We start from the raw sequence: 24,197 nt of genomic DNA on the forward strand, positions 1-24,197 counted from the left end.
AGCATTCCCAGCAGCGCATCGGGTGGAAAGCCCCCTTGGTGTTCAAGGGGGCGCGCCGAAGGCGCGGGGATAAGGTGGAATGCGCGGGCAGTTCGGTTTACGCGCCCAGCGCGTAACCGAACTGCTGCTTGAACTGCTCGTTGAACTCATCGAAGGTGAAGCGCTGGTTCTGCGTGCCCGGGTGCTCGACCTTCAGCGCGCCCATCAGGTTGCCCATGCGGCCGATGGTCAGCCAGTCGTAGCCCTTCTGGATGCCGTAGATCAGGCCGGCGCGGAAGGCGTCGCCACAGCCGGTCGGGTCGACCACGCGGCGCTCGTGCGCCGGCGGGATGTCGTAGCTCTTTTCCGGGGTGTGGATGACCGCGCCCTTGGGGCCGCGGGTGGTGATGTAGGCCTTGACCCGGCTGACGATCTCCTTCTCGTCCCAGCCGGTGCGCTCCTGCAGCAGGTTCGACTCGTAGTCGTTGACCACCACGTAATCGGCCTGATCGATGAAGGCGCGCAGCTCCGGGCCGTTGAACAGCGGCATGGCCTGGCCCGGGTCGAAGATGAACGGAATGCCGTCTTCGTGGAATTCCTGCGCGTTCTGGATCATGCCTTCGCGGCCGTCCGGGCCGACCAGGCCCAGGGTCACGCCCGGTACGCCACGCACGTGGTTCTCGTAGGAACGCATCATCGCGCCCGGGTGGAAGGCGGTGATCTGGTTGTTGTCGTGGTCGGTGGTGATGAACGCCTGCGGGGTGAACAGCTCGTCGATCACGCGCACGCGCGACAGGTCGATGCCCAGGCCTTCGAAGTACTCGCGGTACGGGCCGAAGTCCGAACCCACGGTGCCCATCGGGATCGGCTGGCCGCCCAGCAGGTGCAGGTTGTAGGCGATGTTGCCGGCACAGCCGCCGAACTCGCGGCGCATGCGGGGGACCAGGAACGACACGTTCAGGATGTGCACCTTGTCCGGCAGGATGTGATTCTTGAACTGGTCCGGGAACACCATGATGGTGTCGAAGGCAAGAGAACCACAGATCAGAGCGGACATCGATGTAAGCCTATGCGGTGAATTTTTGGGATGGGCCGGCCCGGTTCGGCGGGCAAGCAAACGGCGCCCTTGGGCGCCCGACGGCGCAAAGGTTACCCGCTGGTGCCGCTCAGGGCCAGAACCGGGTGAGACCCGATCAGGCCGAAAGCCTGTGAAGACGCGGGTTCAGCTAGTTTTTTCCTTGCTCGGCGGCAGGCGGGTTGCTAGGCTTGTCGGCCTCGATTTCTGCCCATTTTTTCGCCATCCCGCGGCGGGCACGACACCCCTCAGGACTCCTTCCTCAGATGTTCAAGAAACTCCGTGGCATGTTCTCCAACGACCTGTCCATCGACCTGGGCACGGCCAACACCCTCATCTACGTGCGCGGGCAGGGGATCGTGCTGAACGAGCCATCGGTCGTGGCCGTGCGCCAGGATCGTGCCATCGGTGGCACCCGCTCGGTGGCAGCCGTAGGCGCCGAAGCCAAGCAGATGCTTGGCCGTACCCCGGGCCACATCACCACCATCCGCCCGATGAAGGACGGCGTCATCGCCGACTTCACCTATACCGAGGCGATGCTCAAGCACTTCATCAAGAAGGTGCACAAGTCGCGCGTGCTGCGCCCGAGCCCGCGCGTGCTGGTCTGCGTGCCGGCCGGTTCGACCCAGGTCGAGCGCCGCGCGATCAAGGAATCGGCCGAGGAAGCCGGTGCCCGTGACGTGTTCCTGATCGAAGAGCCGATGGCGGCCGCGATCGGCGCTGGCATGCCGGTCACCGAAGCGCGTGGTTCGATGGTCATCGACATCGGCGGCGGCACCACCGAAGTGGCGGTGATCTCGCTCAACGGTATCGTCTACTCGGCGTCGGTCCGCATCGGTGGCGACCGCTTCGACGAGTCGATCACCAACTACGTGCGCCGCAACCACGGCATGCTGATCGGTGAAGCCACCGCCGAGCGCATCAAGGTCGAGCTGGGCTGCGCCTACCCGCAGGCGGAAGTGATCGAGATGGAAATCTCCGGCCGCAACCTCGCCGAGGGTGTGCCGAAGATGATCAAGATCAGCTCCAACGAGGTGCTTGAAGCCCTGCATGAGCCGCTGTCGGGCATCGTCAGCGCGGTCAAGCTGGCGCTGGAGCAGACCCCGCCGGAACTCTGCGCCGACGTCGCCGAGCGCGGCATCGTGCTGACCGGTGGTGGCGCCCTGCTGCGTGACCTGGACCGCCTGATTTCCGAGGAAACCGGCCTGCACGTGCAGGTGGCGGACGATCCGCTGACCTGCGTGGCCCGCGGCGGTGGCCGTGCGCTGGAGCTGGTCGACATGCACGGCAACGAGTTCTTTGCGCCGGAATAAGCCGTCCCGGCCGTTCCTGCCCGCCGCGCCCTTCCGGGGTGCGGCCCGCCGCGATGGCGGGCCGGCACCGGCGGGGCGCCCGCGTGTTTCCCTTCCGCCTTCTGCCAGTTGAATCGTTGCCGTGCCGCCCTACGCCGGACCTCCCGTTGCTTCCCGATCCGGTGATGCCGCCAGCCCGCTGCGTCTGCTGGCTTATCTCGCACTGGCCATCACCCTGATCGTGCTTGACGACCAGGCCGGCTGGCTCGCGCAGCTGCGCGGGCAGGCCAACAGCCTGGTGCAGCCGGTATGGGCACTGGCGGGCCTGCCGGGCAAGCTCGGCAACCAGGTCAAGGACTCGGCGGCCAGCCACGGCCAGCTGGTCAACGAGAACCGTGAACTGCGCAACCAGCTGCTGCTGGCCAACGCGCGCCTGACCCGCCTGCAGACCGCCGCGCTGGACAACGCTCAGCTGCGCGAACTGCTGAACGTGGCCGAGCGCAGTGGCCTGGACGTGCAGCTGGCGCCGATCCTGGACATCGACCTGGATCCGGTGAAGCAGCGCCTGGTGCTCGACGCCGGCAGCCGCGAAGGCGTGCATGTCGGCCAGGCGGTGATCGATGCCGGCGGCCTGATGGGCCAGGTGATCAGCGTCACTGGCGGTACCTCCACCGTGCTGCTGCTGACCGACCCCGACCATGCCGTGCCGGTGACTGTGGCCCGCAACGGCGTGCGGCTGATCGTCTACGGTCGCGGCGACAAGCTGGAACTGCGCGACATCCCGCTCAGCGCCGGCGTGGAAGTGGGCGATGAGATCGTCACCTCCGGCCTCGGTGGCCGCTTCCCGGCCGGCTTCCCGGTCGGCAGCATCACCGGCCTGCGCCCGGACGATACCCATGCCTTCCTGGTCGGCGAACTGAAGCCGGCGGCCCAGCTGGACCGTGGTCGCGACGTGCTGCTGCTGCGCCCGGGTGCAGCAATTCGCTTGCCTGCGGCCAGCGAATTGCAGCCGACTGCACCTTCGGCGCAACCGGCCCGCGCACCCTCCCTTACCCCCGCGCCGTTGGCGCGCCCCCCTCAGCCGACTGCACCTTCGGCGCAACCGGCCCGCGCATCCTCCCTTACCCCCGCGCCTTCAGCGCGCCCCCCTCAACAAGAGGGGGGCTCTCCACCCGATGCTGGGTCGGCTACGGTAGTGCCGGCCGCTGGCCGGCAGCAATCCCCGTCTGCGACGAGGACTGTTGCCCCCGCATCCTCCCTTGACCCCGCGCCGTCGGCGCGCCCCCTTGAACAACAAGGGGGTTCTACTCCGGCCAGCCCCACGGTAGTGCCGGCCGCTGGCCGGCAACCGACCACGCCGGAGGCCCAGCGATGAGCCGCCTGCGCGACAACCCGTGGGTATTGCCGGCCAGCCTGGTGGTGGCCCTGCTGCTGGGCCTGCTGCCGTTGCCGGCGCTGCTGCAGCCGCTGCGACCGTATTGGCTGGCGCTGGTACTGGCGTACTGGGTCATCGAAGCACCCGAGCGCGTCGGCCTGGGCATCGCTTTCGCCAGCGGCGTGGTCGCCGACCTGCTGTACGGCGGCGTGCTCGGCGAACAGGCGCTGCGGCTGGTGATGCTGGCCTTCATCCTGCAACGCTTCCGTGCGCGCATCCGCTTCTTCCCGATGTCACAGCAGATGCTGGCCATCGGCGGCCTGCTGTTCAACGACCGCATCGTCAGCGCGCTGGTGCACATGCTGGTGGGCGAGCCGACCCTGCCGTGGTCGTACTGGTGGGCGCCGCTGCTGGGCATGGGCCTGTGGCCGCTGGTGTTCGTGCTGCTGGACGCGGTGCGCTTCGGCAAGCGCGGGCGCTGAGCCATGATCCCGCGCCGCCAGGTCAAGAATCCGCACGCCGAAGCCGAACAGTTCCGCCGCCGTGCGGCGCTGGGTTTCCTGGGCGTGCTGGTCTGCCTGCTGGGCCTGGGCGGCTGGTACTTCAAGCTGCAGGTGCTGGACCACGACGTCTACGCCACGCGTTCGGAAGCCAACCGTATCAAGCCGCGGCCGGTGGTGCCCGGGCGCGGCATGATCTACGACCGCAACGGTCGCCTGCTGGCAGAGAACGTGCCAGCCTTCCGCCTGGATGTGACCCCGGACAAGGTCAAGGACATGGACGCCACCCTGGAAGGGCTGGCGAAGATCATCAGCATCAGCCCGGAAGAGCTGGAAGCGTTCAACAAGTCGCGCAAGGCGCGCCGCAAGTTCCTGCCGGTCACGCTGAAGCTGCGCATGAGCGACGAGGAGATGGCGCGCTTCGCCGTCGACCGTTGGCGCTTCCCCGGCGTCGAGCTGGAGCCTTACCTGACCCGGCGTTATCCGTACGGCGACCTGTTCGCGCACATCATCGGCTACGTCGGCCGCGTCGATGACAAGGATCTGGAGATCCTGGGCGAGGGCAATGCCGCGCTGACCCACATCGGCAAGTCCGGCCTGGAGCGCTATTACGAGCAGCAGCTGCGCGGCAAGGTCGGCTACGAACAGGTCGAGACCAACGTGCAGGGCCGTGCGATCCGCACCATCGGCCGCGTCGCCGCGCAGTCCGGCGCCGATCTGCGGCTGTCGATCGACGCCGACCTGCAGCGCGCGATGGTGGCCGCTTTCGGTGACCAGGAAGGTTCGGCGGTGGCGATGGACCCGCGCACCGGCGAAGTGCTGGCGATGGTCAGCCTGCCGTCCTACGACCCCAACCTGTTCGTCAACGGCATTTCCCATGCCGACTTCAAGGCACTGAACGACAACCCGTCGCGGCCACAGTTCAACCGCCTGGTACTCGGTGGCGTCGCGCCCGGTTCCACGTTGAAGCCGCTGATCGGCCTGGCCGGCCTGGATTCCGGCGTGCGCCGCCCGGAAGACAAGGTGTTGTCCACCGGCATGTTCTACCTGCCCGGCACCTCGCGTGGCTGGGGTGACTCGCACCGCGGCGGCCATGGCTGGACCGACCTGCGCAAATCCATCGCGCAGTCGGTCAACACCTACTACTACAAGCTGGCGCTGGACCTGGGCATCGAGCGCTTCGACCACTACATGGAGTACTACGGCTTTGGTCAGCCGACCGGTATCGACCTGACCGGCGAGATCGGCGGCATCCTGCCGTCGCCGGCCTACAAGCGGAAGACCCGCAAGGAAGCCTGGTACCCGGGCGATACAGTCAACATCAGCATCGGCCAGGGTGACTGGAAGGTCACCCCGCTGCAGCTGGCACGGGGTGTCAGTGGGCTGGCCAACGGGCAGCTGCGCACGCCCCATCTGGTGATCCAGCAGCGCGCGGGGTTCGACCATGACTGGATGGCGACCGACCCGGGTGAGAGCAAACCGGTCAGTCCGAACCCGAACAACCTGCAGGCGGTGCGCGAAGGCATGATGGCCACCATGTTGCCTGGCGGCAGTGCGGCACGCATGGCGGCCGGCGCGCCGTACACGATGGCCGGCAAGACCGGTACCGCGCAGGTCATCAGCCGCAAGGGCACCGCTGCGGTGAATCCGAAGAGCCTGCCGATGCACCTGCGCCACCGCGCGCTGTTCGTCGGTTTCGCGCCGGTCGACCAGCCGGTGATCGCGCTGGCGATCGCGGTGGAGGGCGGCGGCTACGGCGGTGCGGCGGCCGCGCCGATCGCACGCAAGGTGTTCGACGCCTATCTGCTGGGCAAGATGCCTGAAGGCATGCAGCCGCTGGACAGCGAGCGCGGTACCACCGCGATCGGTGCGACCGCATTCGACAATGAAGATGTGGGCGCACGCCAGGCCGGTGATCTTGCTGCGGCACAGTTGGGCGAACACCCGGTGCTGGTCGGCGTGCCCGCACCGGAACCGGCACCTGCACCCGCACCACAGCCGGGGACGCCGGCTGCGGCCGCGTTGCCGGCTACGCCGCGTCCGACCACCGCGGAGCCCGCACGATGAGAGTGTTCCTGCGTTGGGCCGGCGACATGCTGCGCCGCTTCTTCAGCACGCTGGACTGGGTGCTGTGCCTGGCCCTGGGCGCGCTGATGGTGATTGGCCTGGCCACCTTGAAGAGTGCCGGTGGCGATGGCCTGGTGATGGCCCAGGGCGCGCGTTTCGCGGTGGGCATGGCCGCACTGTGGGGCATCTCGCGCGTGCCCATCCTGCGCATCCGCTCGGCCACGCCGATGATCTATGCGATCTCGATGATCCCGCTGCTGGCGGTGTTCGTGCTCGGCACCGGCAAATATGGCCGGCAATGGCTGGACCTGAAGTTCTTCTACCTGCAGCCGGCCGAGTTGTTGAAGGTCAGCCTGCCGATGATGGTGGCCTGGTACCTGCACAAGATGCCGCTGCCGCCGCGCTTCAACACCGTGCTGGTGGCCTTGATCATCATCGGCGTGCCGACCGGCCTGGTGATGCTGCAGCCGGACTTCGGTACCGGCGTGCTGATCGCCGCCAGCGGCGTGTTCGTGCTGCTGCTGGCGGGCCTGCCGTGGTGGTGGGTCGGCCTGGGCGTGGGCGGCGTGGCCGCGGTTGCGCCGGTGGCCTGGTTCTGGCTGCTGCGGCCGTACCAGAAGGACCGCATCATGATGTTCCTGGACCCGGAGATGGATGCGCTGGGGGCCGGCTGGAACATCATCCAGTCGAAGATCGCGATCGGTTCCGGCGGCTTCGATGGCAAGGGCTGGGGCGAGGGCTCGCAGTCCCACCTGAACTTCATTCCCGAGCAGACCACCGACTTCGCCTTCTCGGTGCTGAGCGAGGAATTCGGCTGGATCGGCGTGGCCACCGTGCTGGCGCTGTACCTGGTGGTGATCGGGCGTTGCCTGTGGATCGCCAGCCAGTCGCGTGATTCGTACTCGCGCCTGCTGGCCGGCGCCACCGGCCTGGCGTTCTTCGTCTACGTGCTGGTGAACGGCGGGATGATTTCCGGCCTGCTGCCGGTGGTGGGCGTGCCCATGCCGCTGATCAGCTACGGCGGCACTTCGGCCGTATCGCTGCTGGCCGGCTTCGGCCTGGTGATGGCGGTGCGCAGTCACAACCCGGTGCACGGCGGCTACGGGTGAGTCCGGCTGTGGGGTCAGATCCCTTTTCCCACAGGAAAAAGGATCTGACCCCACAGCTCGGCTACGGAGAGCAGAAGCACCCTGACAGCTTCACGCAAGCGCCCGTTGCTACCGTGGCGCGCGTGGAATGGAAACGAATGCTTGGCCGCTGCCGTGAGGCGGTGCGCACGATCGACCTGCCGTTGCTCGTCGCGTTGTTGATCCTGATGGGCGCGGGCCTGGCGGTGCTGCACAGCGTGTCCGGCCCGGTGGCCGGGCAGGCGGCGCGTTTTGCCTGTGGCCTGGTGGCGATGTGGCTGCTGTCGCGCGTTTCGCTGCTGCGACTGCGCGCGTGGACCCCTGCGATCTACGCGCTGTCGATGCTGCCGCTGATGGCGGTGTACGTGATCGGCACCGGCAAGTACGGGCAGCGCTGGCTCAATCTCGGCGTGTTCTACCTGCAGCCGTCCGAGCTGCTCAAGCTCAGCCTGCCGCTGATGATGGCCTGGTACCTGCATCGGCAACCGCTGCCACCGTCGCCGCGCACCGTACTGACCGCCGCCGTGCTGATCGGCGTACCGGCGGTGCTGATCCTGATGCAGCCCAACCTCGGTACCGCCACGCTGGTCACCGCCAGCGGCGTGTTCGCGCTGCTGTTGGCCGGGCTGCACTGGGGCTGGGTGGCGACCGGCGCGACGGGCCTGGCAGTGGCCGCGCCGCTGGCCTGGCTCGGCCTGTTGCGGCAGTACCAGAAGGATCGCGTGCTGACCTTCCTCGACCCGGCGGCGGATCCGCTCGGCACCGGTTGGAACATCCTGCAGTCGCGCATCGCGATCGGCTCCGGTGGCTGGGACGGGCGTGGCTGGGGGCAGGGGACGCAGGCCACGCTGGATTTCCTGCCCGAGTACACCACGGACTTCGCGTTTTCAGTGCTGGCTGAGGAGTTCGGCTGGATCGGCGTGGCCAGCGTGTTCGCGCTGTACCTGTTCGTGGTCGGGCGCTGCCTGTGGATCGCGGTGCATGCGCGGGACACGCACGCGCGGTTGCTGGCCGGCAGTCTGGGGTTGGCGTTCTGCGTCTACGTGCTGGTCAATGGCGGAATGATTTCCGGCCTGCTGCCGGTGGTGGGCATTCCGATGCCCTTGATCAGTTATGGCGGGACATCGGCGGTCTCGCTGTTGGCCGGCATCGGACTGGTGATGGCGGTACGAGGGCACCGGCCCGTGCACGGGGGATAGGTTTCCAGCCAACGGCGCAGCCCCTCGTGGGTGGTGTCGGTCGCTGAAAGCCGGATTGCTGGGGGCTGGCCGGGTGGGTGGGCAGTGCGGGGACGCCGTGAACCCATCCATGGGGGCTTGGCAGCCGCTTGCTCGTGCGCGCAGTCCTGCACGCGCGGCAAGGCCAGGGTTGGGCGTCCTGCCCAACCCGCCCGAGGCATGCCTCGGGCCCATGCGGCTGACACCCCCGCGAACCCAACCCGACCGACCTCTGACAGATTTTGGCGGTCTGCCACCCACAGAGAAGAAAGAGAAGATCAAAAGCGGGTCGCGGCGCTGCGCTTGCTCGTGAGCCGAGCATGGCTATGCCGGTCGTCCTGACCGGCACCCTTCGGGCCGTCGCCATGGTCGACGTTGGCAGCGGCTCCTGCCGCTGCCTTCGGCTCCACACAAGGCAATGAAGCGACCCGCCAAGCCGTCTTTGCTTTTGATCTTCTCTTTCTTCTCCGTGGGTAGACGCGCACGGAACCTGTCCGTGGCCGGGTAGATGGGCTGCGCAGGGGCGTGAGCCGCATGGATGCGGCGACCGAGCTTACATGGACGTACTTGCAGCGGCCCCTGCGCAGCGCATCTACCTGGCCTCACCCGTGAACTGCTTTTCGCGGCGACCCACGAGGGGCTGCGCCGTTGGCTGGAAACTTCCTGACTCTGCGCAACGCCCGTTGTGGAAGCGTTCTCACAACGATGCACGACAGCACACCCGCTGACCAAAGTCCGGAAAAAGCGTTAGCTGGTTCACACTTTTACAGCGCGTTGATCCTGATCAATGGACTTGTCGTAATCGGCCTGCACAATGGCGGCCCGTTCGGCACGGCGCGCCGTCAATCGTTGCAGCGCGAGGGGGCGTCGGGCGGGAAGCAGTACTGATCCAACGGGTACAGGGAGCGCGGAGCACTGCCACTGGGGAGCGGCAGCCGCGCGGGTACCGACCGGATCCGGTCGCCGGTTGCGTCTGCGGGGATGGGGACGCAACCGGCAACCTCTATCTGAATGGGGAAGTGCGATCACGACGTCTTCACATTTCCCGCTGAACGCGGGCAAATCGTTGTGATTCATGGTGTTAGGGGTTTTAATTCATCCATGACCTGCTAACCTGCGACGATGATTCGACGCACTCTGGCCTGCATGCTCACCCTCGGCCTGGTCGCCTGCGCGACCCAGCCGAAGTCCCCACCGTCTTCGCCCCAGGCCAGCAGTACGCCGCGCCAGCCCGCCGCCAAGGCCCATGGCCCGGCCGAGGCCGCGCCCGAAGCCGCCGCTGCCACCGCACCGCCGGTCGATCTCACACCGGTGCCGTTCGAGGTCGCGCGGGCCCGCTTCATTGCCGATACCGCCAAGCGCTATGGCCTGAAGCCGGAGCAGATCAGCAGCGTGCTCGACCAGGCGCAGGTGCGCCAGCCGATCATCGCCGCGATGTCGCGCCCGGCCGAACGGGTCAAGCCGTGGAACGAATACCGGCCGATGTTCATCAGCAAGGCCCGCATCGATGGCGGCCGCGCGTTCCTGGCCCAGCATCGCGCCGAACTGGATCGCGTGCAGCAGCGCACCGGCGTGCCGGCCGAAGTGATCGTGGCGATCATCGGCGTGGAAACCAGCTACGGAAAGAATGCCGGCAGCCATCGCGTGCTCGATGCGCTGTACACGCTGGCGTTCTACTACCCGCGCAGCGGCGACCCGGCCAAGCTGGAACGCGAAGTGCGCCGCGAGCTGTTCTTCCGCGACGAACTGGCCAAGCTGTTCGAGCTGGGCCGCGAAGAAAACCTGGACATCACCACGCTCAAGGGCAGTTATGCCGGTGCGATGGGCATGGGCCAGTTCATGCCGTCCAGCTATCTTGATTACGCGGTGGACGGCAACGGCGATGGCCGTCGCGACCTGTTCACCAGCTACGACGATGTGTTCTCGTCCATCGCCAACTACATCGTGAAGAAGGGCGGCTGGGTGCGCGGCGGACAGGTGGCGGTGCCGGCCACGCTGGCGCCGGGGCGCGAGGAATTCAATCCGACCGAATGGATGCCGACCTGGTCGCTGGCCGACCTGGCGCAGCGCGGCTACCAGCCCAGCGCTGCAGTGCAGCCGGGCGCCACGGCTACGCCGATCACGCTTGAAGGCAGCACCGGCAAGCAGTACTGGCTGGGCTTCCAGAACTACTACGCGATCACCCGCTACAACCTCTCGAAGATGTACGCGATGGCCGTGTTCCAGTTGTCCCAGGCCATCGCCGGACAGGAGCTGCCCCCGGCATGAACATCAGATGGCTGGTCCCAGGCTTGATCGTCCTCGCGCTGGCTGCCTGCAGCAGCGCGCCGAAGAAGCCGGCCACGGCCGGCCATGGTGGCAAGTCGGGCGGCACCCTGGTGCAGGGGCGCGGCTCGCGGCCGGCACACTGTCCGGAAGGCTCGCCCTACGCGGCGGCCAAGGAAGACCTGAGTACCCGCGGCAACTACACCGCCGGTGGCCTGTACAAGCCGGGCGTGCGTGACAGCACGCCAGACTACATTCCGAACGTGGCCTGCATCCCCGAACCGGAAGTGACCGCCGAAGAACGCTCGGCGATCGGCAACAAGACGCCGTACGTGGTGCTGGGCAAGTCGTACAAAGTGCTTGACGACACCCGCAACTATGTCGAGCGCGGCACCGCGTCGTACTACGGCGCCAAGTTCCATGGCCGCCTGACCTCCAACCGCGAGGTCTACGACATGTATCAGTTCACCGCTGCGCACAAGACGCTGCCGCTGCCCAGCTTCGCCCGCGTGACCAACCTGGACAACGGCGAGTCGGTGATCGTGCGCGTCAACGATCGCGGTCCGTTCCATGATGGCCGCGTGGTCGATCTCAGCTATGCCGCCGCTGTGCGCCTGGGCATCACCCAGCGTGGCACCGGCAACGTGGAAGTACGCGCGCTGCAGCCGGGTGAGGGCAACCTGCTGGCGCAGAAGCCGTCGCGCCGCGAGCGTCGTGCCGCCGAAGCAGCAGCCGCAGCAGCCGTGGCCAGTGCGCGCCCGACGCCAGCCGCACGCGCCACCGCCGACAGCGACATCGATCGCCTGGTCAAGCGCCTGCCGGGCGACAGCATGCCTGCGCGTGGCCAGCCGGCCACCACCCAGGGCGTGGCCAGCACGCTGCCGGACGTGGCGGTCAGCAGCCTGCCACCGAGCGCGCCGCTGGCACGCAGCACGGTGCCCGCTCCGGTTGTCGTGGCCAGCACCACTCCGCGCGCGGTGGCGCCGGCACCGGTGCGCAGCGCATCGACCACGCCAGCCGCACCCAGCCTGTCGCAGCAGGTGGTGGGCGCGGTGATGGTGCAGGTCGCCAGCTTCTCCAACCGCGACAACGCCAACCGCGCGATGGGCCAGCTCAGTGCCGCCGGCATCGTCGGCGCGACCATCAGTGACATCGCCGCCGGTGGCCGTACCCTGTTCCGCCTGCGCGTTCCTGCCAGCGACCATGCCAGTGCTGCGGAACTTGTCGGTCGCATCGCCGGTCTTGGCCTGGGTTCGCCGCAGATCGTCAAGGATTGATCCGCCCGGGCCGGTGCTGCCGGCCCATGCTCCCCCGGCCTTACAATGGCCGTTACGTTCCACCCTCCATTCCCGGCCGTCCCCTGGAGCCTGCTGTCCAATGAATTTCCGTTCCGCCGCCACCGCCCTGGCCGCCACCCTGGTGGTGGGCCTGGCTTCCGCCCAGACGCCGCTGCCGACTCCGGCCACGCCGGCGCCCGCCGCCGCCGCTGCCGCCCCGGCCACCGTCGCCACTCCGCCGGCCCCGGCGCCGAGCGTGTCCAAGGCCTGGGTGCTGATGGATTACGCCACCGGCCAGGTGCTGGCCGGTGAAAACATCAACGAACAGCTGGCTCCGGCCAGCATCACCAAGGTGATGACGTCCTACGTGATCGCCGCCGAGGTCAAGAACGGCAAGGTCCGTGCGGATGACCAGGTGATGATGAGCGAGCGCGCCTGGCGCGAAGGCGGCGCGGGTACCGATGGCAGCTACAGCGGCTTCCCGGTCAACCAGACCGCGCGCCTGGAAGACATGGAAAAGGGCATGGCGATCCAGTCCGGCAATGACGCCGCGATCGCCCTGGCCGAACACGTGGCTGGCAGCGAGGAAGCCTTTGCTTCGCTGATGAACAGCTATGCCGCCAAGATCGGCATGAAGAATTCGCACTTCGTGAACGCCCATGGCCTGACCGCTCCGGGTCACCACAGCAGCGCCTACGATCTGGCACTGCTGGGCCGCGCGATGGTGCGCGATTACCCGGAAACCTACGCGTACAACAAGATCAAGGAATTCCAGGTCGGCAACATCAAGCAGCCGAACCGCAACCTGCTGCTGTGGCGCGATGGCAGCGTGGACGGCATCAAGACCGGTCACACCTCGGAAGCCGGTTACTGCCTGATGAGCTCGGCCCAGCGTGGTGACCAGCGTCTGGTGGCCGTGGTGCTGGGCGGCCAGTCGGAAAAGCAGCGTGCCGATGACAGCCTGGCCCTGCTGAACTGGGGCTTCCGCTTCTTCGAGACCCACCGCCTGTACGAGCCGGGCAAGGCCGTGGCCGAGCACAAGGTCTGGAAGGGCACCACCGACAAGGTGCAGCTGGGCGTGGCCCAGCCGATGCTGGTGAGCGTGCCGCGCGGCCGCTACAACGACCTGAAGCCGAGCATCGACGTGCCCAAGACCCTGGAAGCACCGTTCACCGCTGGCCAGCAGATCGGCACCGTGAAGGTCACCCTGGATGGCAAGGTCATCGCCGAGGCACCGCTGGTGGCGGTGGCTGCCGTTGAACAGGCCGGCTTCTTCAAGCGCCTGTGGGACAGCTTCTGGATGTGGTGGGAATCGGAATGATCCACGCCCCCGCGTGGTGAACGAAAAGGCCGGCGCATGCCGGCCTTTTTCGTTTCTGGATGCTGGCTCCGTGCGGATGCGGGTAGTGCCGACCGCTGGCCGGCTCCCCATCGACCCATACGGATGTGCCTGCAGCCGGCCAGCGGCCGGCACTACCCATCACCCCCTCGCTTACAGCGATCGGCTGATGGTGAAGCTGCCGAACACCGGTGCTTCGCGCTGGCCGTTGAACTCGCGCGTGCTGTGGTAACGCGCCGCGGCGAACTTCCAGCGTCCGTACATCACGGCCACGCCGTAGCCGCCGTAGGCCACCACATGGCGCTTGTCCACGCTGTGGCTGTTGCGGAACGTGTTGCCATCCAGCGTGATGTCGCGGATCACCCAGGCAGCGTCCGAGGTCGCGAACAGGTGCCAGGACCAGCCATTGGGACGGCCGCCGCGGGTCGGCGCAGTGTTCTCGCCGGCCGGGCGCAACGGCGTGCTGCCGAAGTCGTCCGGCAGCTTCCAGCCGAAGCGCACTTCACCGCCGAGGTTGGCCTTGGTTTCCAGGTTGCCGATCGATCCACCGTAGTGGCTGATCGCGTCCCAACCCCAACCATCGGCATTGACGCTGGCATCGCCCGGCCAGCGGCGCATGCGCTCATGGGTCAGCATGAACAGGGGCTCGTTGTGCAGCTGGTTGTCCCAGCCCTTGAATTTCTCGTCGCCCAGCACTTCGTGCACGGCATTCTGCACCTGCTTGCCCTGTGCCCACGGGCCAACCACGCCCAGCGTCAGCTGGGTGGTCTGCAGGCGGTCGCCGCTGCGCGCATTGAAACCGAAGTTTGCGATCAGTACGCCGGCGTAAGGACGATCGTCCTCGATCAGGTCCCTGCGGCTGAAATCGGTCGGGGTGAAGATGCCCTGGCCGATGCTGAAGATCATGTTCTGCTGTTCGAACTTGCCCGGATGCAGCCCTTCCAGGTACTGGTTCACCCAGCGCGCCATGCGTGGCAGGCAGGGGTCGTCGGTGTAATCGACCAGATTGGGCGAGACCAGGGTCAACAGTGCACCATTGGTGTAGCCCTGGTCCTGGTGGCGGCCGCCGAACAGGTCATTGTCGACGCGGAAATTGACCTGCGGCGGGTGGTCGCGCATCGCGTCCGGGCCACATTGTTCGGCCGCCTGGACGGCGAGGGGGAGGGCAGCAGCCAGCAGGCCGGACAGCCCGAGGGCTGCAAGGCGGCGTTGGGAGGGGGGGCTCATGGGAGAAGTTTTTTCTGTCTGTCGTTATATGCTGCGACACGGTACTCGCGCGAACGTGATGGAACGAGCGCGTTCGAATCACTTGTCTGTTCCGAAAACGACATTGTCTCGTGAAGACAATCCTGCACTGTCCTGCGGCGCCCCATGGGGTAACGGCCAATGCTGAACGGTCGTTCAGCTGCAACGCAGCGACTCACCGGTGCACTGTTTGACGTTGATGAATACTCTTGGGTTTGTTGCCCTGCGGCCCGATAATGGGTCCATGGAAATCAAGTCCGACAACCCCGACCACGGCTTCCAGTTCCCCGGCCAGTTCGAGCTCAGCGCCATGGGCCCGGCCAACCGCGGCCTGGAACATGAGCTCCCCCGCCTGCTGCTGGCTGCCGGCATCGATGTCGTCAATGAACGCATCAGCTGGAAGCATTCCTCCAACGGCAAGTACGTGTCCGTCCGCATCGTGTTCAAGGCCGAGAGCCGCGAACAGTACGACCTGGCGCATCAGGCGCTGCGCGACCACCCGGAAGTGAAGTGGACGCTGTAGCCGACAGCTGCCCGGCCGACGCCGCCCCGGAAGACCGTGCCCCGCGTCCGGCGGTGGTCCGTGACCTCGGCCGCCAGGCGTACGAGCCGGTGTGGCGCGCCATGCAGCGCTTCACCGACCAGCGCAGCGACACCGATGCCGACGAACTGTGGGTGGTCGAGCACGCCCCGGTGTTCACCCTGGGCCAGGCCGGCAAGGACGAGCATGTGCTGGCGCCGGGCGATATCCCGGTGCTGCATGTGGACCGTGGCGGCCAGGTGACCTATCACGGTCCCGGCCAGATCGTGGTCTACCCGTTGCTGCGCCTGCCGCGGCTGGGCATCGGCGTGCGCGACTACGTGTGCCGCATCGAACAGGCCATCATCGATACGCTGGGCGAGTGGAACATCGGCGCCGAACGCCGCGAGGGCGCCCCGGGCGTCTACGTCGGTGGCGCCAAGATCGCTGCACTCGGCATCCGCGTGCGTCGCGGCTGCACCTTCCATGGCCTGGCCTTCAATGTGGCCATGGACCTGGAGCCCTTCCACCGCATCAACCCCTGTGGCTACCAGGGGTTGCAGGTGACCTCGGTGGTAGACTTGGGTGGCCCCTCCGGGATGGAGGCCGTCAAGCCGGTGCTGCTGGACCACCTGGCCCGTCAGTTCGGCCTGCTGCTGCAGCACACCCCCGAACTGCCCGATCTTTCTGCGGCCGCCTGACCGCCCCCCGGAACTGCCATGACTGAAACCACCGCCCGTTCCATTCCCCTGCAGATCGTGCAGGGCGACTCCCCGTCCGCCGCGCCCTTGCAGGCCGGGGTCAAGCAGCTGGGCGGTGACAAGATCAACCGCTCGCCGGTGCAGTTCGCCGACGCGCCGGTGCTGCGCAAGCCGTCCTGGATCCGCGTGCGCATTCCTTCGGGCAATGCCGTGCAGAACCTGAAGGCCAAGCTGCGCGAAAACCGCCTGGTGACCGTGTGCGAGGAAGCCAGCTGCCCGAACATCCACGAGTGCTTCGGCCACGGCACCGCCACCTTCATGATCCTGGGCGAGGTCTGCACCCGCCGCTGCTCGTTCTGCGACGTGGCCCACGGCCGCCCGAAGCCCCCGGATGCCAACGAGCCGGCCAGCCTCGGCCAGACCGTGGCCGACATGGGCCTGAAGTACGTGGTGGTGACCAGCGTCGACCGCGATGACCTGCGCGACGGTGGTGCCCAGCACTTCGTCGACTGCATCACTGCCATCCGCGAGAAATCGCCGGGCACCCGCATCGAGGTGCTGACCCCGGACTTCCGTGGCAAGGGCCGCATGGAGCGCGCGCTGGAGATCCTGGCCCAGAACCCGCCGGATGTGTTCAACCACAACATCGAGACCGTGCCGGACCTGTATCGCAATGTGCGCCCGGGTGCGGACTACCAGTGGTCGCTGAACCTGCTGAAGAACTTCAAGGCACAGCACCCGGACGTGCCGACCAAGAGCGGCATCATGCTGGGCCTGGGCGAAGAGTTCGAACAGATCAAGGCCACCATGCGCGACCTGCGCGCGCACGACGTGGACATGATCACCATCGGCCAGTACCTGCAGCCGACCGCGCACCACCACCCGGTACTGAAGTACTGGACCCCCGAGGACTACAAGGCGCTGGAAGACTACGGCTACGAGCTGGGCTTCAGCCACGTGGCCTCCGGCCCGATGGTGCGCTCGTCGTACCACGCCGACGTGCAGGCCAAGGGCGCCGGCGTCCGGTAAGCGGTTGCCGCCGGGCCACGGCCCGGCGCTGCCAATGGGTGCCACCACCAGCATGGTGGGTGCGGACCGTTGGTCCGCACGCCTTCGCCTGCATTCACAATTTGCTACACCGGCCCGGCTAGGCTGGTTTTCCACCGAGCGCGGCCGGGTGACAAACCCGGCAACTTTCGGCACTGTCGTGGTGTCTTAACACCCCGCAGTCTCCCCCTTGGCAAGGCGCCTTCGAGCACGTCAATGAAATTCAAAGCCCCCGCATTCCTGATGGCCCTGGCGCTGGTCGCGCCGCTGGCGCTGGCGGCCAAGGCCGACTCGCTGGCATTGCCCGCCGCGGCAACCGCCGATCAGGTGACCACCTCCAAGCTGGTCTACGGCCTGCTGTCCGACAGCCGCTACGCCTACCGCCCGCGCGCGTTGGACGAGGCCACCTCCAAGGACGTGTTCAAGCGCTACCTGGAGACGCTGGACGGCGGCAAGCAGTACTTCACCCAGGCCGACGTGGCGCGCTTCGCGCCGTTCGAAGCCAACATCTCCTCGGCCATCCGTGGCGGCGAGCTGGAGCCGGCGTTCCAGGTGTTCGCGGTCTACAAGCAGCGCGTCGGCGAGCGCGTGGCCTATGCGCGCAAGCTGCTCAAGCAGGAGCCGGATTTCACCACCGACGAGCGCTTCGAGTACGACCGCAAGAAGGTGCCGTGGGCGGCCAGCAGCGCCGAACTGGATGAGCTGTGGCGCAAGTCGGTGAAGAACGACTGGCTGCGCCTGAAGCTAGCCGGCAAGAAGCCGGACGACATCCGTAAGACGCTGGACAAGCGCTATGCAACGCTGGAGAAGTCGGTCAACGAGCTGAAGGGCGAAGACGTCTTCCAGTTCTTCATGAATTCGTACACCAGCGCGGTTGATCCGCACACGGATTACTTCACCCCGCGCACTGCCGAGAACTTCAACCAGGCGATGTCGCTGTCGCTGGAAGGCATCGGTGCGCAGCTGCAGCGCCAGGACGACGTGGTGGTGATCCGCGAGATCATCGCCGGTGGCCCGGCCGCGGTGGATGGCACGCTGAAGCCGGGTGACCGTATCGTCGGCGTCGGCCAGGGCAAGTCCGGCCTGGTCGAGGACGTGATCGGCTGGCGTATCGACGATGTCGTGGCCAAGATCCGTGGCGCCAAGGACACCCAGGTCAAGCTGGAATTCATTCCGGCTGCCGAAGGTGCCGACGGCAAGCACCACACCCTGGTGCTGACCCGCCAGAAGGTGCGCCTGGCCGAGCAGGCCGCCAAGGGCGAGACCATGACCATTCCGGCCGCCAACGGCGAGCCGGCACGCAAGGTCGGCGTGATCAAGCTGCCGACCTTCTACCAGGACTTCGAAGGCCGTCGCCGCAATGCGGCCGACTACGCCTCGGCCACCCGCGACGTGGCCAAGCTGCTGGCTGGGTTCAAGAACGACAAGCTGGACGGCGTGGTGCTGGATCTGCGCAACAACGGCGGTGGTTCGCTGGATGAAGCCATTGAATTGACCGGCCTGTTCATCGAGCAGGGCCCGGTGGTGCAGGTGCGCGAGTCCGGTGGCCGCGTCACCGTCAACAGCGACCGCAACCAGGGCGTGGCATGGGATGGCCCGCTGGCGGTGCTGATCAACCGCGGTTCGGCTTCGGCTTCGGAAATCTTCGCCGGTGCCATCCAGGACTACGGTCGTGGCCTGGTGATCGGTGAGACCAGCTTCGGCAAGGGCACCGTGCAGAACATCGTCGATCTGGACCGTTGGCCGAGTGGCGAGACCCAGCGCTTCGGCCAGGTCAAGCTGACCATCGCCCAGTTCTTCCGCATCAGCGGCAGCAGCACCCAGCACAAGGGTGTGGTGCCGGACCTGGCCTTCCCGGCCAGCGTCGATGCCACCGAATTCGGTGAAAGCACCTACGACAACGCACTGCCGTGGACCCGCATCGCCGCCGTACCGCACACCCAGTACGGCAACTTCGCGCCGCTGCTGCCGAAGCTGGAAACCCGCCATGACGCGCGCATTGCCGCCGACAAGGAATTCCAGTGGTGGAACGAGGACGTGGAGCAGTTCCGCACCGAGGCCGCGAAGAAGTACATCTCGCTGAACGAGGCCACCCGCCGCGCCGAGCGTGAGCGCCAGGACACCCAGCGCAAGGAGCGCCAGGCGATGCGCAAGGAACTTGGCCTGGCCCTGGACCCGCTGGCCGATGACAGCAACGACGACGGCCTGACCGGCAACGAGCGCGACATCGTCAAGGATGCCGCCCGCGAGAAGGCTGCCGAGAAGCGTCCTGACCCGCTGCTGCGCGAGTCGGCCTCGATCCTGGCCGATGCGGTGAACCTGCTGGCCAATGACCGCCCGCTGTCGGCGCAGGTGCTGCCGCAGTCGACCGGCGCCGGTCGCTGGGCGGACTGAGCCGGTAGCGACATGTGAAACGGAGGGGCCGGCATTGCCGGCCCCTTTCTGTTTGGGGACCTCGTTCACGGTAGCGCCGGGCCATGCCCGGCGAGCGAAGTGCCACAAACGACTTAATCCCCTCCGTCCCCTTTTACGTGCATGAACCGGCAGCAACGGGGTGGCCCGGTCATGCCGGTTTCGACCTGCCGCACACGACTGCGGGACTACCCTTGCCGGTACCGTCCTCGCAGGAGTACCCATGCGGGCCTCCCGTCTTTCCAGCGTTGCCGTGGCGCTCTCCGGCGCCCTGATCCTGTCGGCCTGTGGTGGCCGTGCCGCCGACAGTACCCTGTTGCGCGAATCCTTCGATTCCGGCGATACCTTCTCGCGCACCGTCGATGGTCGCCCGGGGGATGCGTGCGAGGCTGCGCGGCGCACCCTGCTCAGCCAGGGCTATGCCATCGCCCGTTCCGACGCGGCGCAGGTGGAAGGCAGCAAGAATTTCCAGCCGCGTGAAGACGATCACGAGCAGCTGGTGCTGCGTATTTCCTGCGCACCGCGGGGGAACCAGACACTGGTGTTCGTCAGTGCCGTGCAGGACCGCTATGCGTTGAAGAAGAGTCCGACCTCGGCCAGTGTCGGTGTCGGCGCGCTCGGATCTGTATCGCTGCCGTTCGGCAGCAATGACGACTCGCTGGTGAAGGTGGCCAGCAGCACGGTCACCGATGCCGAGTTCTATCGTCGCTTCTTCCAGCGCCTGCAACAGTACCTTCCGGCGGAGGCAGGCAAGCACGTGCCGCCCGCGGCCACACCCCTGGAGCCGGCACCGGCCAGCACGGACCAGGGTTGATCGTGCGCGGCAGATGGATGGGCGTGGCCCTGCTGCTGCCCGCGCTGGGCGTGACTGCCGCGCCGCTGGACTGTACGGAAGGCCTGCTGCAGCGGTTGGGATGGCGCTTCGAAGTGCGTGCGATTGGTGCACCGCAGGTGCACGGTGGCCCGGTATGCACGCGCGCGTCGCTGGCCGGGGCGCACGCGGCGGGCGATCTGCGCGTGCAATGGCCAGCGGACATGCCGGCTGCAGCGCGCAAGGCGTTGCTGCAGCAGGTGCTGGACGATCCGGCAACCGTCTGCGCCTATGCCTTCGAGCTGGGTGCAGCCACGCAACGTGCCGCTACTGCACTGCAGGGCAACCCAGGATTCCGTTTCTCTGGCCTGCAGCTCGGTTGGATCGGCTTCGGCCTGCACGGCGCACAGGCGCAAGGCTGGCAGCGCACGCGAAGCTTCGGCCGCGGTTTCGTGCCCACTGCGGGCAACAGCCAGGCGCTGCAGGCGTTCTACAGCGGCAATGTGCGCGCCGAATGCGGAGTCGGTCGTCAGGTCGCTCAATTGGCCACCCAGCGCGAACTGTATGGCGACACGGCATTCGATGCTGAATTTGCCGCAGGCGAACTGTCGATCGGCACCTTCCTTGCGTTGCACGTTACCGACAGCATCCTGCTCGGCGCGCATGCAGGTGATTTCCTTGCCGATGGCAAGGCAGTGCGCACGTCGGCGATGGGGCGCCAGGCCTTCGTCGGCGCGCCCGGCTTCATCGAGCACGTGTATGACAAGAGCACGCTGGATGATCTGAGCAACCAGGCCGAGAACTTCGTCGTGGTTTCAGTGGGCGGAGACGCTGCGCAGGCCCTGGCGCTGCACGGCGGCCTGGCCTGGTATGACCAGCGCAATGCCGAGTTGTGGAAACTTGCGCGGGACATCCCGCGTGTTGGCCAGCGCTACTTCGAGCGCCTGCTGTTCGAACGCGACCCGTACCTGCGCGCGCGGCTGGAACCGCGCTACCACGCCACGCTGGCACGCATGGACCAGCTGCTGGACGATCCGTTCTACCAGCAGTTCGTGATCTATGTGCACCCGCGCGGTATACGTCCCATCGGCTACCACATCGCCCGCCTGCTCGACCGCAACCCGCGAACCCCGTTTTCGATCGACCTGGCAGTGCACAATCTGCATACCACGCTCTACCGGCGTTGGCGCGAGGCGCAGCTGCGCCACTGCGCGGCTACCGGCAGGCCAGGCAGCCTGACCCTAGACCCCAACTGAAGGTGAAACAATGGATATTGCAATGATCGGCCTCGGCCGCATGGGCGCCAACATGGCCCAGCGCCTGCATCGCGGTGGCCACCGCGTGGTCGGCTACGACCCGGGCGAAGGTGCCCGCCAGCGCGCCGCCGAGGCCGGCCTGGAGGTGGTGGATTCGCTGGCCGCCGCAGTTGCCGCGCTGCCGGTGCCGCGCGTGGTGTGGCTGATGGTGCCGGCCGGCGAAACCGTCGACCAGACCCTGGGCCAGCTGACCCCGCACCTGGCCGAAGGTGACATCGTCATCGACGGCGGCAACTCCAACTACCAGGATTCGATCCGCCGCGCCAAGGCGCTGGCCGAGGATGACCTGGGCTACGTCGACTGCGGCACCAGCGGTGGCGTGTGGGGCCTGCAGGAAGGCTACAGCCTGATGGTCGGTGGCGAAGCATCGGTGGTGGAGCAGATCGCACCGCTGCTGCGCACGCTGGCACCGGCCGAAGACCGTGGCTGGGGGCGTGTCGGCCCGTCCGGCGCTGGCCACTTCACCAAGATGGTCCACAACGGCATCGAGTACGGAATGATGCAGGCCTACGCCGAAGGCTTCGCGCTGATGGAGCGCAAGCAGGAAATGGAACTGGACCTGGCCCAGGTGGCCGAAGTCTGGCGCCACGGCAGTGTGGTGCGTTCGTGGCTGCTGGACCTGAGCACCGAAGCGCTCAAGCGCAATCCGTCGCTGGATGGCATCGCCCCGTACGTGGAGGATTCCGGCGAAGGCCGCTGGACCGTGGCCGAAGCGATCGCACTGGACGTACCGGCGCCGGTGATCACCCTGTCGCTGCTGGAACGCCTGCGTTCGCGCGAATCGAATTCGTTCACCGACCGCCTGCTGTCGGCGATGCGCAACGAGTTCGGCGGCCACGCGATCAAGAAGTCGTAAGCACCGATTGGCGTAGATCCACGCATGGCGTGGATCTACGTGTCGACCAAGGTCGACACCCACCAGGACCCACTCTGCCATCCCGCGGATAGCCGGCTGTTGCTGTTGCCGGCCAGCGGCCGGCACTACCGGGGGGCAGGGCGCAGCCCTGCCGGTCAACCCAACTGCACTCGCCGCCCCTCGCGGGCACTGTCCATGCCTGCCTGCAGCAGCCGCATCAGCTGCAATGCCTGCACCGGACTGACCGTGGCTTCGCCGTCGCCATGCATGGCCGCTGCGAACTGCGCATACAACCGCCGGTAGTCACCGGGCAGATTGTCGACGGTGCTGCGCTGCACGTTGTCCTCGGCATCACAGCGCACCAGCTCGCCATGCCGCGGGTCGATGCCCCAGCCGGGCGCACCGGGTGCAGCACCACGGCGCAGCTGCGCTTCCTGCACATCCAGGCCATGTTTGATCCAGCTGGCCTTGCTGCCATGCACGCTGAAGTGCGGTGTGGGCGCTGCCACCAGGGAACCGGAATGCACGATCGCGCGATGCCGTGGGTAGTGCAGCACGGCGTGGAAGTAGTCGATGCCGCTGCCGCCATCGCGCTGCACGGCCAGATCGGCATCGATCGCCTCGGGCCAGCCGAACAGCACCAGCATCTGGTCCAGCAGGTGCGGGCCGAGGTCGTACCACAGGCCACTGCCGGGACCGTCCTGTTCGCGCCAGCGGTCGCGCACCTGTGGACGGTAGCGATCGAAGTGCGCATGGCACTCGGCAATGTCGCCCAGCGTCGCGTCCGCAAGCAGCGCCTGCAGTGTAAGGAAGTCGGCATCGAAGCGCCGGTTCTGGAACACGGTGGCGATGCGTCCGGCATCGCGTGCCGCAGCCAATACCGTTTCCGCTTCGGCCACGTCCAGCGCGAACGGCTTGTCGACCAGCACATGCTTGCCCGCAGCCAGTGCCGCGATTGCCAGCGGCGCATGCTGTTCATTCGGCGTGGCGATTACTACGGCATCCACGGCCGGATCGTCGAACACCTCCTGCGGCGTGGCACGCGCGTGCACGTCGCTGAACGCGCGCAGCAACGTGTCGCGCTGCGAACTGACGATGCTGTGCAGCGCCAGGCCGGGTGTGTGCTGGATCAGCGGTGCGTGGAAGACACGGCCGGCGAGGCCGTAGCCGATCAGGGCCAGTTGCAGGTCGGGGCGCATGACAGAGCTCCGGCAGTGGGAAGGGCAGGGTAAACGACGCGGGGTCACGAGCCAAAGCTGAACGGTTGTCGTTGCAGATGCCCCGATTCACAGCGGCATGACCGCAACGCCACGCCTGCTCTACGTCGGTCTGTCCAGACTGGCAGCACATTCCGAAGGAGTACGACACGATGAGCAATACGACCCGCACGCTGATTGCCTCCGCCCTCACGCTGGGCCTGGCGCTGTCCTCCTCGGCCGCATTCGCCAAGGATCCGGCTGCAAAGAGCCCGCCGACGAGTGCGCATCCGGCGACCCATGCTGATCGCCACGATTCCAACGAGCCGGTGACCGATACCTGGATCACCACCAAGGTGAAGGCCGACCTGCTCGCCAGCAGCAACGTTCCGGGTACCGAGATCAAGGTGGAAACCGTGAACGGCGTGGTCAGCCTGAGCGGTGCCGTGGCCACTCAGGCCGAGAAGGACAAGGCGGTCACCACCGCCAAGGGCATCAAGGGCGTGACCCGCGTCGATGCTGCCGCATTGAAGGTCAGCGCTGCGGCCAAGCGCTGAACCCGGTGGGCGCCCCGGCATGG

At 67.0% G+C, this 24,197-nt stretch carries 20 protein-coding genes; 17 read left to right on the forward strand and 3 right to left on the reverse strand.

All coding sequences use genetic code 11. The annotated features are described in order from the left end of the window. Positions 1-97: 97 nt before the first annotated feature. Complete coding sequence (locus AC5P57_RS14230) at positions 98-1,036, reverse strand: carbohydrate kinase family protein (protein ID WP_005411078.1); 939 nt, start codon at positions 1,034-1,036, stop codon at positions 98-100. A gap of 284 nt (positions 1,037-1,320) precedes the next feature. Here AC5P57_RS14230 and AC5P57_RS14235 point away from each other — a divergent pair, with 284 nt between their 5' ends. The 9 genes from AC5P57_RS14235 to AC5P57_RS14275 all read left to right on the forward strand — a co-directional run bounded on the left by AC5P57_RS14235 (position 1,321) and on the right by AC5P57_RS14275 (position 13,495). After that, a complete protein-coding gene (locus tag AC5P57_RS14235; RefSeq protein WP_005419402.1) occupies positions 1,321-2,367 on the forward strand; it encodes a rod shape-determining protein in 1,047 nt (348 codons plus the stop codon). A 121-nt stretch (positions 2,368-2,488) separates the two neighbouring features. Next, a complete protein-coding gene (mreC, locus tag AC5P57_RS14240; RefSeq protein ID WP_262235367.1) occupies positions 2,489-3,721 on the forward strand; it encodes a rod shape-determining protein MreC in 1,233 nt (410 codons plus the stop codon). Beyond that, positions 3,718-4,203: a rod shape-determining protein MreD gene (gene mreD, locus AC5P57_RS14245; protein ID WP_099551166.1), complete on the forward strand. Its 486-nt coding sequence runs from the start codon at positions 3,718-3,720 to the stop codon at positions 4,201-4,203. The genes mreC and mreD overlap by 4 nt, the downstream gene beginning before the upstream one ends. 3 nt (positions 4,204-4,206) lie before the next feature. Next, complete coding sequence (gene mrdA, locus AC5P57_RS14250; RefSeq protein WP_099551167.1) at positions 4,207-6,288, forward strand: penicillin-binding protein 2; 2,082 nt, start codon at positions 4,207-4,209, stop codon at positions 6,286-6,288. Then, positions 6,285-7,397, forward strand: a complete 1,113-nt coding sequence (rodA, locus tag AC5P57_RS14255; protein ID WP_099551168.1) for a rod shape-determining protein RodA — start codon at positions 6,285-6,287, stop codon at positions 7,395-7,397. Before mrdA ends, rodA (AC5P57_RS14255) begins: the two co-directional genes overlap by 4 nt. A gap of 137 nt (positions 7,398-7,534) precedes the next feature. Beyond that, positions 7,535-8,614, forward strand: coding sequence for a rod shape-determining protein RodA (gene rodA, locus AC5P57_RS14260; protein WP_185959222.1), 1,080 nt, complete (start codon positions 7,535-7,537; stop codon positions 8,612-8,614). Positions 8,615-9,754: 1,140 nt separating this feature from the next. Continuing rightward, complete coding sequence (gene mltB / locus AC5P57_RS14265; RefSeq protein WP_495219639.1) at positions 9,755-10,900, forward strand: lytic murein transglycosylase B; 1,146 nt, start codon at positions 9,755-9,757, stop codon at positions 10,898-10,900. Next, on the forward strand, positions 10,897-12,174 hold the full coding sequence (locus tag AC5P57_RS14270) for a septal ring lytic transglycosylase RlpA family protein (RefSeq protein WP_099551093.1): 1,278 nt from the start codon (positions 10,897-10,899) through the stop codon (positions 12,172-12,174). The genes mltB and AC5P57_RS14270 overlap by 4 nt, the downstream gene beginning before the upstream one ends. 100 nt (positions 12,175-12,274) lie before the next feature. Then, positions 12,275-13,495, forward strand: coding sequence for a D-alanyl-D-alanine carboxypeptidase family protein (locus tag AC5P57_RS14275; RefSeq protein ID WP_099551094.1), 1,221 nt, complete (start codon positions 12,275-12,277; stop codon positions 13,493-13,495). Positions 13,496-13,666: 171 nt separating this feature from the next. Here the strand turns inward: AC5P57_RS14275 and AC5P57_RS14280 are convergent, their stop codons facing one another. Continuing rightward, positions 13,667-14,740, reverse strand: a complete 1,074-nt coding sequence (locus tag AC5P57_RS14280) for a lipid A deacylase LpxR family protein (protein ID WP_099551095.1) — start codon at positions 14,738-14,740, stop codon at positions 13,667-13,669. Between the two features lie 262 nt (positions 14,741-15,002). Here AC5P57_RS14280 and AC5P57_RS14285 point away from each other — a divergent pair, with 262 nt between their 5' ends. The 7 genes from AC5P57_RS14285 (at position 15,003) to gnd (ending at position 22,421) form a co-directional block, all read left to right on the forward strand. Next, a complete protein-coding gene (locus AC5P57_RS14285; protein WP_005411067.1) occupies positions 15,003-15,281 on the forward strand; it encodes a YbeD family protein in 279 nt (92 codons plus the stop codon). Continuing rightward, positions 15,269-15,979, forward strand: coding sequence for a lipoyl(octanoyl) transferase LipB (lipB, locus tag AC5P57_RS14290; protein WP_262235366.1), 711 nt, complete (start codon positions 15,269-15,271; stop codon positions 15,977-15,979). The genes AC5P57_RS14285 and lipB overlap by 13 nt, the downstream gene beginning before the upstream one ends. Before the next feature lie 18 nt (positions 15,980-15,997). After that, positions 15,998-17,008 (forward strand): lipoyl synthase, encoded by a 1,011-nt coding sequence (gene lipA / locus AC5P57_RS14295; protein WP_099551097.1) that lies wholly within the window; start codon positions 15,998-16,000, stop codon positions 17,006-17,008. 234 nt (positions 17,009-17,242) lie between these two features. Next, a complete protein-coding gene (locus AC5P57_RS14300) occupies positions 17,243-19,420 on the forward strand; it encodes a carboxy terminal-processing peptidase (RefSeq protein WP_262235365.1) in 2,178 nt (725 codons plus the stop codon). 241 nt (positions 19,421-19,661) lie between these two features. After that, entirely contained in the window at positions 19,662-20,252 is a 591-nt protein-coding gene (locus tag AC5P57_RS14305) for a DUF2242 domain-containing protein (protein WP_262235364.1), read from the forward strand. A gap of 17 nt (positions 20,253-20,269) precedes the next feature. After that, entirely contained in the window at positions 20,270-21,505 is a 1,236-nt protein-coding gene (locus tag AC5P57_RS14310) for a hypothetical protein (protein ID WP_262235563.1), read from the forward strand. A gap of 10 nt (positions 21,506-21,515) precedes the next feature. After that, a complete protein-coding gene (gnd, locus tag AC5P57_RS14315; RefSeq protein ID WP_014648435.1) occupies positions 21,516-22,421 on the forward strand; it encodes a phosphogluconate dehydrogenase (NAD(+)-dependent, decarboxylating) in 906 nt (301 codons plus the stop codon). A 155-nt stretch (positions 22,422-22,576) separates the two neighbouring features. Here the strand turns inward: gnd and AC5P57_RS14320 are convergent, their stop codons facing one another. Next, on the reverse strand, positions 22,577-23,620 hold the full coding sequence (locus AC5P57_RS14320; RefSeq protein WP_099551101.1) for an oxidoreductase: 1,044 nt from the start codon (positions 23,618-23,620) through the stop codon (positions 22,577-22,579). Between the two features lie 170 nt (positions 23,621-23,790). On the opposite strand from AC5P57_RS14320, the gene AC5P57_RS14325 reads away from it, so the two are divergent. Beyond that, a complete protein-coding gene (locus AC5P57_RS14325) occupies positions 23,791-24,174 on the forward strand; it encodes a BON domain-containing protein (protein ID WP_049429380.1) in 384 nt (127 codons plus the stop codon). Positions 24,175-24,197 lie beyond the last annotated feature (23 nt).

The organism is Stenotrophomonas sp. YJH_SMC_79 (assembly GCF_059367995.1).